The 12570-nt window shown below is 69.9% G+C and carries 10 protein-coding genes; 3 read left to right on the top strand and 7 right to left on the bottom strand.

What is annotated here, in order from left to right; genetic code table 11:
* Positions 1 to 171 precede the first annotated feature (171 nt).
* From OIU81_RS08255 to OIU81_RS08245, 3 genes are all read right to left on the bottom strand, one after another.
* The gene (locus tag OIU81_RS08255) at positions 172 to 633 is read right to left on the bottom strand and encodes a hypothetical protein (protein WP_329154960.1); all 462 of its coding nucleotides are present in this window, start codon (positions 631 to 633) and stop codon (positions 172 to 174) included.
* Positions 634 to 1309: 676 nt separating this feature from the next.
* The gene (locus OIU81_RS08250) at positions 1310 to 2539 is read right to left on the bottom strand and encodes a DUF4365 domain-containing protein (protein WP_329145410.1); all 1230 of its coding nucleotides are present in this window, start codon (positions 2537 to 2539) and stop codon (positions 1310 to 1312) included.
* Between the two features lie 1346 nt (positions 2540 to 3885).
* Positions 3886 to 5415, bottom strand: coding sequence for a helix-turn-helix domain-containing protein (locus OIU81_RS08245; protein WP_329145408.1), 1530 nt, complete (start codon positions 5413 to 5415; stop codon positions 3886 to 3888).
* Between the two features lie 120 nt (positions 5416 to 5535).
* Between OIU81_RS08245 and OIU81_RS08240 the strand changes: the two genes are divergently transcribed.
* Entirely contained in the window at positions 5536 to 6528 is a 993-nt protein-coding gene (locus tag OIU81_RS08240) for a DUF1648 domain-containing protein (RefSeq protein ID WP_329145406.1), read from the top strand.
* 1 nt (position 6529) lies between these two features.
* Positions 6530 to 6889, top strand: a complete 360-nt coding sequence (locus OIU81_RS08235; RefSeq protein WP_329145404.1) for a GntR family transcriptional regulator — start codon at positions 6530 to 6532, stop codon at positions 6887 to 6889.
* Between the two features lie 83 nt (positions 6890 to 6972).
* Here OIU81_RS08235 and OIU81_RS08230 read toward each other — a convergent pair whose 3' ends face one another.
* From OIU81_RS08230 to OIU81_RS08215, 4 genes are all read right to left on the bottom strand, one after another.
* Positions 6973 to 8268 carry an MFS transporter gene (locus tag OIU81_RS08230; protein ID WP_329145403.1) on the bottom strand — a complete coding sequence of 432 codons (1296 nt, stop codon included), beginning with the start codon at positions 8266 to 8268 and terminating at the stop codon, positions 6973 to 6975.
* A 91-nt stretch (positions 8269 to 8359) separates the two neighbouring features.
* Positions 8360 to 9244, bottom strand: a complete 885-nt coding sequence (gene sigJ, locus OIU81_RS08225) for an RNA polymerase sigma factor SigJ (protein WP_329145401.1) — start codon at positions 9242 to 9244, stop codon at positions 8360 to 8362.
* Positions 9245 to 9523: 279 nt separating this feature from the next.
* Positions 9524 to 10849, bottom strand: a complete 1326-nt coding sequence (locus OIU81_RS08220; protein ID WP_329145399.1) for an MFS transporter — start codon at positions 10847 to 10849, stop codon at positions 9524 to 9526.
* Complete coding sequence (locus OIU81_RS08215; RefSeq protein WP_329145397.1) at positions 10840 to 11343, bottom strand: MarR family winged helix-turn-helix transcriptional regulator; 504 nt, start codon at positions 11341 to 11343, stop codon at positions 10840 to 10842. The genes OIU81_RS08220 and OIU81_RS08215 overlap by 10 nt, the downstream gene beginning before the upstream one ends.
* Before the next feature lie 205 nt (positions 11344 to 11548).
* On the opposite strand from OIU81_RS08215, the gene OIU81_RS08210 reads away from it, so the two are divergent.
* Complete coding sequence (locus OIU81_RS08210) at positions 11549 to 12310, top strand: class I SAM-dependent methyltransferase (RefSeq protein WP_329145395.1); 762 nt, start codon at positions 11549 to 11551, stop codon at positions 12308 to 12310.
* Positions 12311 to 12570 lie beyond the last annotated feature (260 nt).

Here is a 12570-nt window from a genome sequence, read left to right as displayed (position 1 = left end):
TCATCCGGTGGTGCCCGGTTGTGCCCCCTCGTGACTGTTGTTGACCGGGCTGAAGGGCACGGATGGGGCACGCACGCTCGCGACGCGTGTGACGTAGCGCCTCTGACTGCCGATCGGTGATGAAGGCGGCGGTCCCTGTACGGGCTGTTTACGGCATAGCCGGCACGAGCATCAACCGAGCGCGCGGTGTGCGTTGGGCAGGCGTCCTGTGAGTACGAGAACCCTGGTGAAGGGGCCGGTGTCGGGGCCAGGGTCGGAGGCTTCGGCGAAGAGCCCGGCGGAACTGAGGCCGCGGGAGAAGGGGACCAGCCACTCCAGCGCTGCGAGGGCCAGTTCCGGGTCGGGGGCGAAGTCCGCGCCGATGGCCTGGGCCAGATCCCAGGCGTGGACGCACACATCGCCCCACCGGATGAGGGTGAGGGAGTCGCCGGTCATCTCGCCGAGCGACGAGTGGCGTGCCGTGCGTTCCAGCACTCCTGGCGCCTCGACTGAGGCCTGTGCTTTCGATGCCCACAGGCGGCAGGTGTCTGCCACCTCGTCGTCCGAGCCCGCTGCTGCCGGCTCGTCCGCGGACATGTCGGGGTGCAGTGCACGGACCAGGGCGATGTGCCCACTGGTCACGTGTCGGACCAGGTCACGGACGTTTTATTCGTTGCAGGGCGTGGGCAGCTCCCAGGCTTCGTCCGGGATTCGGCTGAGGAATTCGTCGAAGTACCCGTTGGCGATCCGCAGTGCCTGCGGGTTGTCCAGGGACCTGGTGCTCATCCCTGCAATGTAATAGGCCCGGCCGCCATGAGTTCCGCGCACCGGAGACTTTCGGGACCTCGACGAGCCACCGCACATCGCATCCGCACCCGGCAAACCGAGCGGCTGTCGACCACAGGGACTGCCACGACCGGGGCCATTCCCACCGGCTGCTCAAGACCGTCTGGGAAGCCGCAGTCGACGATGAATTGATCCGCCGCAAACCCTGGGCATCAGGGGCACAGGCAAGGCCCAGATCTCCGACCTGGGCGTCAACTATGCAGCGGGTGACGGGGATCGCCCCCGCGCTCGAAAGCTTGAGAATCAGGGGGCACTTGGGTACATGCGTGGCCGCTGTCTTGGGGAGACGTCCGTGTGGGCTATCGGCCGGCAGGCCGTCCGAGTCCCTACGTTGACCGCTACCTACCACCGTTACTGGCACGTTGTGGCACGTCTGCAGAGGGTGCGGCCGATGGCATCGCCGTCAGGCACGCACGCTCACGGTGATGGTCCGGGTGCGGTTCCCCTCTCTGAAGAAGGGGCTGCTGGACACTCTGGTTTGCGTTCATCGAGGCCGTGACACGGGTGTCGTGGGTTCGGGGATACGCCAGACGATGCGGACCTGTTCGTCGAGAGGGAGCGAGGGGCCGCCGACGTAGATGCGATGGATGAGATAGAGGATGGCCAGCCGGTATGCCTCCGGCTCGAGGTCGTCCACCGTTTCCACCGTTGCCCGGCTGAGCCTGTTCACCTGGCGGACGACACGTGGGTCGGTCTCGAGGGAGCCGAGCTCGGCGACGATGTCCGGTTCCAGAGAGCTCTCTGTGCGCATCGCGTGAACGGAGCGCAGCACGAGGTCTGGCTCGGTGTCGATCCGGTCGAGTATACGGGCGAGCACGTATGCATGGATGACGTCTGCTTCGATCCTGCCGTGTTCCTTGGGTTCCTCCCCTGTGCAACTGGGGCATCCCTCGCACTCGACGATTTCGTCTCCCGGGCTTTCGTCGGCCTGCCGGGTGGAGGCGAAGCACGCAGCCGCCCACATGATCTCGGATCGGCTCAGCCCCAGGTCCTCGGCTGTCCACAGATCAGGGTCCAGGGTCCCGGGGCCTTTCCAGTCCTCCGGCATAGAAAGCTCGGAGCGCATCAGCGACTCCAGGGTGACCCAAGCTGGCTCCCATTCCTGGGCGCTGAGCAGCAGCGTCGCCACTGCGTCGCCTGGGCGCTTCCAGAAGATGAGGTCATCGTCGTCGCCGTTGACAAAGTGCAGAACGTGATCTGCTGGATCGAATTCCGTTCCGGACATTTCTCCGAGATGGGTGAGCACGGCTTGCCGGCCCCGATAGCGTCCGACATAGCGGCGTGCCTGGGCGACGAAGGAGTCCATGGTGGTGTCGTCCAGCACCGCATTGGGGCTGATCCCGATGAAGCGTGGTGCGTTGAAGGAGCCGAAGCGGCGAAGTTGTTGAGTGGCGTTTGCCCAGCACAGGTTCTTGTTGCTCGGGTCGTACACCACGCAGTAGACGGGGATGTTGCCCTCTGACCAGGTGTCGCGGTGCCGGTCGACAGGCACCGCGTAGCCGTTTCCCCGACGCCAGCTGTCCCCTCCTTTGACCTGGACCTTGATCGTGTCGCTGGTGACGTCCCCGTCATCGGTGAAGGTGACGTAGAAGTCCTCACCGAAGTCGTTCTGCCCGGATATCTCCTGCACGATGTGATCGTGCTCCTCAAGCAGCGTGCGCAGCGCGTTCACTGCAGCCTGGCCTACGCGCCGCCCTTTGGGGATCTTCGGCATGCCACTCTCCAGAGGTTCCTCATATGCCCAGGCAGACCGCGACAGCGCCGCCCTCCGCCACCTTGTACCACGTGTCTGACATCGCATCTCGCAAATGGGCGACGGCCAAACTCAGGCCAGGGGATACCGCTGGGGCGTGGCGCAATCAAGGGCGGCGTCGGGCCAGGCAACGGCCTCGACTCTGGAACGGCCGACGGGTATCGAACTCGTGCTACCGGCGGCGGCAATGAGGCCCGCGTTGCACTGCATTGATGGCGCGACACGTTACCGATCGTCACTTGTTGGTCAGTTGTGGGCGGTCAGAAGGAGACTGCCCCTGCTCGTCCGGTGGTTCTCCTTAGCCTCAACTATGGCGCGGGTGACGGGAATCGAACCCGCGCTCTGAGCTTGGGAATCAATGGGTCCTTGGGTGATCATTCGGCGCTGACCTGGGGAATCGCTACTTCCCGCCGTCGTCCGATGGTGTCCCGTCGCGCCCCTCGTGACCGGTGTTGACCGGCCTGAAGGGCACGGATGGGGCACGGCCGCTCGCGAGGCAGGTGGTGCAGTGCTTCTGGCTGCGGAGGGGCGAGGAAAGGGGCCGGCTCGGGGCCCGTCGCTCGCCGGGTTGCTCATGCAACGCCGAGATGTTCGTCAGCGCGCTTCCAGCTCATGGGCAACGTCCGCATACGGAACCGGATGCCCGCTCGTCGACCGGCGCGCCAGCCCATGCCCGCAGCGCTCCATCGCGGCGGCACCTTGACGCGGTGCTCCTCGGCGCAGTGGTGAGTTGGTGCAGCGTGGCGCTCGTGGAGTTCCTCGCACCCGTGCCGGCCACCATGTCGTGGGACGATCCGCGCCCGCCGCAGACCCCGGTAGAAGCCAAGCACCGTCGGCCCAGGACGTACAACCTCCTGGTGACGGGCCGCGAGCACAAGGCGATCAATCGGAACTACTTCCACTCCTACGTCTGGAAGCCCGCCTTGGCCGAGGCCGGCGTGATCGCCGCGCTGGAGGAGAGCGCACCGGATGGATCTCGGGCCTGGGAGCCCTCCCGGGAGCACGGTTATCATGCCCTGCGTCACTTCTACGCCTCCGAGCTGTTGGAGGCGGGCGAGTCGGTCGTCTCCCTGGCCAGGTGGCTCGGCCACTCTGACCCGGCTTCACGCTCCGGAAGTACGCGCATTTCCTGTCCCGCGCCGGTGCGCGCGGCGGCGCCGCCATCGACGCGGTCTTCGCGTAGCCGCAAGCCGACTGGCAGAAGCTCGGTCCTGGCACAAAGTCCCAGAGAAGTCCCAGACATGCCGCCGCACCTCCTCCTGGCCCGTATTCATGCAGGTCGGAAAGGGTGCGGCGGCGTCCCTGGTTCAGATGTCCCGGAAGATCTCGATCTGTGCCCCGATCGAGTTGAGGCGTTCCGCCAGGTCCTCGTAGCCGCGGTTGATGACGTAGACGTTGCGCAGGACGGAGGTGCCCTCGGCGGCCATCATGGCCAGGAGGACGACGACGGCGGGGCGCAGGGCCGGGGGGCACATCATTTCGGAGGAGCGCCAGCGGGTGGGGCCGTCGAGAAGTACCCGGTGCGGGTCGAGGAGCTTGACCTGGGCGCCGAGGCGGTTGAGGTCGGTGAGGTAGATGGCGCGGTTGTCGTAGACCCAGTCGTGGATGAGGGTCTGGCCCTGGGCGCTGGCCGCGATGGCCGCGAAGAAGGGGACGTTGTCGATGTTCAGGCCCGGGAAGGGCATCGGGTGGATCTTGTCCAGGGGGGCCTGGAGCTTGGAGGGGCGGACCGTCAGATCGATCAGGCGGGTGCGGCCGTTGTCGGCGGCGTACTCCGGGCTGCGCTCGTGGTCCAGGCCCATCTCCTCCAGGACCGCCAGCTCGATCTCCAGGAACTCGACGGGGACGCGGCGGATGGTGAGTTCCGACTCGGTCACCACCGCCGCGGCCAGCAGGCTCATCGCCTCGACCGGGTCCTCGGACGGCGCGAAGTCCACATCGCGTTCGATGTGTGCGGCGCCGTGGACGGTGAGCGTGGTGGTGCCGATGCCGTCGACCCGGACGCCCAGCTCCTCCAGGAAGAAACACAGGTCCTGGACCATGTAGTTGGAGGAGGCGTTGCGGATGACCGTGACGCCGTCGTGGCGGGCGGCGGCCAGCAGCGCGTTCTCGGTGACGGTGTCGCCGCGTTCGGTCAGCACGATCGCGCGCTTGGGGGCGACGGTGCGGTCGACTTCGGCGAGGTAGGTGCCGTCGGTCGCGGTGATCTCCAGGCCGAAGTGGCGCAGCGCCGTCATGTGCGGGGTCACGGTCCGGGTGCCGAGGTCGCAGCCGCCCGCGTAGGGCAGTTTGAAGTGGTCCACGCGGTGCAGCAGCGGGCCGAGGAACATGATGACGCTGCGGGTGCGGCGGGCCGCCTCGGTGTCCATCGAGTCGAGGTCGAGTTGGGCGGGCGGCACGATCTCCAGGTCGTTGCCGTCGTTGATCCACCGGGTCCGTACGCCGATGCTGCCCAGCACTTCGAGGATGCGGTAGACCTCCTCAATGCGGGCCACTCGGCGCAGAGTTGTGCGGCCGGCGTTCAGCAGCGTGGCGCACAGCAGCGCCACACAGGCGTTCTTGCTCGTCTTCACGTCGATGCCGCCGGACAGCCGGCGGCCGCCGACCACTCGCAGATGCATCGGCCCGGCGTAGCCGAGCGAGACGATTTCGCTGTCGAGTGCCTCGCCGATTCGAGCGATCATCTCAAGGCTGATGTTCTGATTCCCGCGCTCGATACGGTTGACCGCACTCTGGCTGGTGCCGAGAGCCTCCGCAAGCTGCGACTGCGTCCAGCCGCGGTGCTGCCGCGCGTCACGGATGAGCCTGCCGATGCGTACGAGGTAGTCGTCTGCCATGAGGTGACCGTATCTCAGATATGAGATGGGCGCGCCATTGCCATTGCCTGGGTTGTTCTCCTACTATGCGAACAAGTAAAGGGAAGTCATGAGGAGAGTTCCAGAGTCCTGGGGGGAGTCATGAAGAGTGTGTTGCGTTCCGTTCCGCCATTGAGTGGCCGGTGGCGGGCCGTGGTCGCCGCCGGTCCGTTCCTCGTCGTGTTCATCGCGTTCGCCGGAGTCTGGGCGACGGTGTCGGGGCGGCTGCCCGATCCGCTCGCCACCCATTTCCGGGCCGCCGGCCAGGCCGACGGCTTCACCTCCGTGCAGGGCTTCGTGGCCGAGTCCCTCGCCCTTCTTCTCCTCCTCGGCGCCGTGGTCGGCTTCTTCGTCCAGCTGCGGCCGGACGCTCCCGAGGTGCCATGGGTGATCGCCGGCGGCTATGGCCTCGCCGCCGGATGCGGTTACGCCATCTGCGTGACGCTGCTGAGCAACGCCGACGTGGCCGAGGTGTCGGCCGTTCGGGTGTCGCCGTGGGTCCTGGCCCCCAGCCTCCTGGTGGCGCTGCTCGCCGGGGCGCTGGGGCGGCTGCTCGCCGGAGCGGCACCCGCCGGGCCCCATCGGCCGCGCGGCGCGGTGTCCCGGCTCGACCTTCCCGCGGCCGCGACGGCCGGCTGGTCACGCACCATCAGCTCGCGCCCGTTGATCGTGCTGGGCGGCCTGTTGCTCGGCGCCGGGCTGCTGCTCGGCGTCTTTGCCGACTGGGTCGGCGGCGCGGGCCTGTTGTTCGGCGCCGCCGTGGCCCTGCCGATGGCCTCCGTCCGGGTGAGCGTGGACCGGCGTGGGCTGACCATCTCGCCGACGCTGCTGTCCTCGCGTTGCCGCTTCCGGCGGATAGCCCTCGATCGCATCGCGGAGGTCGGCAGCCGGCGGATCGCCTGCTTCACCGAGTTCGGCGGCTGGGGCTACCGCATCCGCGCCGGCCGCAGCGGCTTCGTGCTGCGCTCGGGGGAGGGCATGGTGGTACGGCTGACCAACGGCAAGGAATTCGTGGTGACGGTCGACGACGCCGCGACCGCCGCCGCACTGCTCAATACGTACACCGATCGCGCCCGTTCGCGGCAAGGAGGCTGAGGTGCTCTTCCGGGTCGACCCCAGCTCGTCCGTCCCGCTCGGCGACCAGATCGCGGCCTGTGTCCGCGGCGCCGTCGCCGACGGCACGGTGGACGCCGGTGAGCGGCTGCCGGCCGCCCGCGAACTCGCCGCGTCGCTCGGCGTGAACGTCCATACGGTGCTGCGGGGTTATCAGCGCCTCAAGGAGGAGGGCCTGATCGAACTCCGCCGCGGCCGCGGCGCGGTGGTCACCGGCTCCGCCTCCCCCGCCCGTGCCCGCCTGGGGGAGACCGCAGAGCGGCTGATCGCCGAGGCCCGCCATCTGGGGCTCTCCGACGAGGAGATCGTCACGGTGGTACGGACGGGGCTGGCGGGGCGGTGAGGGATGGGGTGCGGACGGGAGGACGGGCGGATGGGTCGGACGAGGCGAAGGGCGCACCGTTCCGGATCCGCCGCTCCCCGCCTTCACGGGCCGCCCGATGCCTCGCCGCTGTGGGACGGCCCGGGCGCGCGCAGGCCACGTACCTGCGGGGAGAGCAGGGCGGCGGCCGTGGCGAGGACGATCAGCGCGGCGCAGCCGGCGAGCGCACGGCCCACGCCGAGGTGCGTCGCGACCGGCCCCGCGACCAGCAGGCCGAGCGGAGCGAAGGCCAGTGAGCCGAACCAGTCGTAGGAACTGACGCGGGACAGTGCCGCCTCGGGGATCTCCCGCTGGATGGTGGTCGCCCACAGCACCCCGAAGACGTCGGCCGCCATGCCCGAGCCGAACATGGCGAGCGCGATCAGCGGCACCGGCGCCCGCACGGCGAGCAGGGCGATCGGGAGCGCCGACGGGAAGGTGGCCAATACGGCGACCAGGACCGGGCGGCGCACCCGGAGGCGGGCGGCCAGCCCGGCGCCCGTAATGGTGCCCAGTGCCTGCGCGGCGACGATCAGGGACCAGGGCCGCGCACCGCCCAGCCCGCCGTCGGCCGCCAGCGGCCCCAGCACCCCGGCATTGGCGTTGAGCGCGGCCACGACGAACGCGTACTGCACCACGACGACCCACAGCCACTGCCGTCCGGCGAACTCCCGCCAGCCGTTTCGCAGTTCGGACCAGCCGGAGACCCTGGGGCGGGGCCGCGCGGACAGCCGGAGACCGCGGATCAGCAGCGCGCTCACCACGAAGGAGGCCGCGTTGAGGGCCAGCGCCCACCCGGCGCCGACGAGTGCCACGGCCACCCCGGACAGTGCCAGCCCGAGCAGCATCGAGCTGTTCATCCCCACCCGCAGCAGCCCGTTGGCCCGTTGCAGCCGTCCGGCGGGCACGAGTAGCGGAATGACGCCGTCCATCGCGGGGGAGAACAGCGCGGTGGCCGTCCCCGCCAGCGCGGCCAGCGTGCACAGCGCCCACAGCGGCGCATGCCCCGTGAGGACCATCGCCGCGAGTCCGGCATAGGCGGCCGCGCCCACGAGGTCGGCGACGATCATCAGCCGGGAGCGCGACACCCGGTCCGCCAGCACCCCGCCGACGAGCACGAACGCCAGCTGCGGGACCGCCTGGCAGGCGAGCACCAGCGACAGCTGCCCGGGCCCCGCCCCCGGTAGCGCCAGAACGGCGAACGACAGCGCCACCCGCGCGAAGCCGTTTCCCAGGACCGAGATCGTACGGGCGGAGGCGAGCAGCACGAACCGCCGGTCGCGCCAGAGGGGAGGGCCGGCGGGTGGGGTGGTGAGAGACGGGGACGGGTGCGGGGGCGCGGGGTCCGGGGCGGCGGTCACGGCGTCAGCGTAGGGTCAACTGCCTTGCCACGTACGGGATCTGGACACCGAGGGCCCGCACGCTCCCGGTGGCCCGTCCTCGCTCCCTCCCTCAGCCGTCGAGGAACGTAAGATCCAGCCGCCGCAGCCGTGCCGGGTCGGCGAGGATGTTGATCTCGACGACCTTCCCGTGGGCAATGGTGAAGCCCATGACCGAGAGCGGCTCCCCGCCCGGCGCCGTGACCAGCCCGGGGGCGCCGTTGACCAGCGCCGGCCGGGCGAACGGCGCGAACCCGGAGAACAGCAGGGCCTGTTCGACGACCGCCCGCGCCCCGCGCACCAGCTTCGACATCCCGCCGCGCGCGGCACCGCCGTCGGCGCGCAGCACCACATCCGGGTCGAGGACGGCGAGCAGCGCATCGAAGTCGCCACCGCGCGAGGCGGCGAGGAAGGCGTCGACCACCTCCCGCTGCCGGGCGAGATCGGGATCGGGGGCCGGGGCGGTGCCCTGAACGCGCCGCCGGGCCCGGCTGGCGAGCTGCCGGGCGGCGGCGGGCGTGCGGTCGACGATCGGCGCGATCTCGTCGAAGGGCATCGCGAACATGTCGTGCAGCACGAAGGCCAGCCGTTCGACGGGGGAGAGGGTCTCCAGGACGACGAGCAGCGCCAGCCCCACGGAGTCGGCCAGCACCGCCGCGTCCTCCGGGCCGTCGGCATCCAGCCGCCGCACGACCGGCTCGGGGACATGCACCTCGAGCGGGTCCTCGCGCCGGGCCGTGCGCCTGCGCAGCTGGTCCAGGCACACCCGCCCCACGACCGTCGTCAGCCAGCCGCCCAGATTCTCCACACCGTCCGCACCGGACCGGTCGAGCCGCAGCCAGGCCTCCTGGACGGCGTCCTCCGCCTCGGTCAGCGACCCCAGCATCCGGTAGGCCACCGCCCGCAGATGGCTCCGGTTCTCCTCGAAGCGCTCCGCCAGCCACTCATGATCATCCATCCGTCTCACCCTTCCCCCGTCTCACCTTTCCCCGTTCCGCTCCCCGTCGGATCCGTCCCCGCCAGGTTCGTCACCGACATGACGTATCCGGTGGGACGAATGTGACACGACGGAGGCGAGGGGCCCGGTTCCCCACCCGTCAGCGCGCGGACCGGGGGAAGCCGAGGAGCGGGACGCACGCCGGGCGGCAGGTCGGGGTGCCCGCTCAGCGCTCGGCGATCTCGCGGACCTCGGCGGTCACGGTCCAGTGCTCCGGAGGGCGGCGCCGGCTCCCGCCTCTCACCCTCGCGTCGAAGGGGCGTCGGCCGGATCGACACCTTTCCCGGAATTCTTCTGAGCCTTCTCCGGGGCGGCCACCGCAGCGTCCCGGGGGCGGGGCGACGCCGTGGAGCACCCGCGCAGCCCCGGTGTCGCGGCGCCCACCAGGGCGACCGCGCCGACGCACAGCAGGCCGCCGCTGACCAGCGCGGTCACCCCTGACGTGGCGTCGGCCAGCAGGCCTTGGCGCATATTGCCGAGGTCCGGTCCGGCCTGCCCGACGATCTGCTCCGCGGCGCCGACCCGGCCCAGCAGTTCGTCCGGGGTGTGCCGCTGGACGAGGGTGTTGCGGCACACCACGGACACCGTGTCGGCCGCGCCGGCCAGGACCAGAAATCCCAGCCCGACCCACGGGTGGGACGAGAGGCCGAACAGGGTGAGCGCCATGCCCCACGCCGCCGACCCGCCGAGCATCACCAGGCCGGGGCGTGCGCTCCGGGTGAAGGTCCCGGAGAGGACGGACGCGACGATGCCGCCGGCCGCGAGGGCGGTCAGGAACAGCCCGAGAGTGCCGGGGCCGCCGCCGAACCGTTCCGCGTTGATCAGGGGAAACAGGCTGATCGGCATCGACAGCACGGTGGTGGCCAGGTCGGTCAGGAGCGCCCCGCGAATGACGGGCGTGCGCACCAGGAAGGCCAGGCCGTCCCGCACCCCGCGCAGACCCGGCCTGGCGGGCTCGTCCCCGGGGTGCATCCGCGGCAGGCCGCGCGCACCGTGCAGCGCCGCGGCGAAGGTGAGCGCGTCGACCAGGTAGCAGCCCCCGGGGCCCAGCCCGTTCAGGAGCAGCCCGCCCAACGCCGGGCCGGTCAGCATGGCGCCCTGGAAGGCGATCCGGTTCAGCGCCAGCCCGGCCGCGCGCTGGTCCTCGGGAAGCAGGCGGGGGATGAAGGTACGGACCGCCGGACCGCTGCCGGCCCCGAAGCCGGACTGCACGGCGACCAGCAGCAGCACGCCCGGGGTCGGCAGGCCGCCGAGGAAGCCCTGGACGGCCAGCAGCAGGGAACAGACGGTCTGGCCACAGGTGGCGGCCAGATAGCAGGTCCGCCGGTCCACGCGGTCGACGACGGATCCGGCGAAGAGCCCCAGGACGAGGAGCGGCACGGCCCTGGCGAGGCCCACCGCGCCGGTCCAGGCGGTGCTGTGCGTCATCTGCCAGACCTGGTACATCACGGCGACGAGCGTCATCTGGCTGCCGAGCCCGGAGAGTGTCCGCCCGCCCCAGAGCCGCCGGTACGGTGCCGACGAGCGCAGCGGGCGCACATCGAGGAGGGCCCGCCTCACTCCCATGCGGGGTCCGCGGCCAGCTTCTCGGTGATCCGGTCGTGGAAGCTCTTGCGGGCGAGGGCCTGCTCGATGTCGGTGACGACCCGGCTGAGGGGATAGGGGATCTCCGCCTCGAGCTCGGCGAGCGCGGCCTCGGTGGCCCGCCATTCCGCCGCCAGCCGGGCGGCCACGCGGCGGGCCTCGTCCGTGAGCGTCACCTTCTTGCTGCGCCCGTCGTCGCCCGGGACGGTCCTGACCCAGCCGGCCGCGCGCATCGCGGCCACCTTTTGACTGAGCGCCGAATGCGTCCGCTCGACCGACGCGGCCAGCTCGGTGATGGTCATCGGCCCCTCGGCATGCAGCCGGAGCAGCTCCATGACGTAGCTCGGCTTGAGCCCGTCGATCTCCTTCTCCGCGTAGACCCGGGCGATCTCCGCGTCCATCGAGGCCTGCAGCATCCGCAGCGGCCGCCAGCGGCTGTGGTGTGTGGGGTCGGGGGCGGGATCCGTTGGCGTCATCCCAAAAATGTAACAGCACTTATATAAGTACTGTTGGGATTTCGGGCTTCGGTGCTGCCGTGCGTCAGGAGGGGATGTGGTGGCGGCCGGGAGGGGGTGCCGGAAGGTACGGCTCTCTCGACGCAATGCAGAGTGAGCGTACTGAAACGGACCTTGCGTGGCCGGTTGACGTCGGCGGGAGGTGGCGCGTCGCGAGGATGGGCAGATGTCTGCGATCGCGCGAGCCCAGTCGTTCAGCAAAGCCGCCGCCCAGTACGCGGCTGCCCGTCCTTCGTATCCTTCCTCCCTCCTTGACGTGATCGAGGAATGCACGGGGTGTGCTCTTGCCGGGAGTCGTGTCGCCGATGTCGGAGCGGGCACCGGGATCGCCACCGCCCTCTTGCGTGAGCGTGGCGCCGACGTGATCGCCGTCGAGCCCGGCGACGGCATGGTGGCTCAGCTCCGCCGCGCGCTGCCCGATGTGCCGGTCGTCCGGGGCGACGGCAACGCCCTGCCCTTGGCCGATGCCTCCCACGATCTGATCACCTACGCACAGGCCTGGCAGTGGACCGACACCAGCCGCTCCGTCCCGGAGGCTCTGCGCGTGCTGCGCCGGGGTGGCGCGCTCGCGGTGTGGTGGAACACGCACGCGTTCGACGTGCCCTGGATCGTCGCGCAGCACGAGCGCATCGCCCGGCACTGCGGGGTGAAGCCGCGTTCGGGGCTCCTGACCGATGACCGTGCAGCCATCCGCTTCGCCGGCCTCACGGGACTCCACGTCGTCCGTCGCCAGGTGCGGTGGCACCGTGCCGTTCCCCTCGATGTGCATCTGGCGAACATCGGCAGCCGCTCGGCGTTCCTCGTTCTCGGCGAGGAGGGCAATCGCGCCTTTCTTGCCGAGGAACGCCGTCGTCTCCAGGAGGTCTTCCCCGACGGGATGCTCGAAGAGCGCTACGTGGTCGACCTGTTGGTGGCGCAGCGGCCCTGAAAGGGGCCGCGGCGCGCGGGGTGTGAGGCGCTTCGGCAAGCGGTTCGATGAGACGACTCGCATCGCAGTGTGACCAGACAGCAGAGGTCAGGGCATGACCCCGTAGCGGCAATGTATTAGAGTTATCTCGACATCGAGATATCTACCGAGAGGCGTACCGCTGCCGCGCCAGTAGGAGCAAGTCCAACTTAGGCTTACCTTAGTGGATGGGGCAAGGGACTGTGACGGCAGCATTGCGGTGGTACGCGCGAATTCATGCA

This window comes from Streptomyces sp. NBC_01454 (assembly GCF_036227565.1).
Taxonomy (GTDB): domain Bacteria; phylum Actinomycetota; class Actinomycetes; order Streptomycetales; family Streptomycetaceae; genus Streptomyces.
Note: the sequence above shows the minus strand (reverse complement) of the source record. Positions and strands in the feature narration are given on the sequence as shown.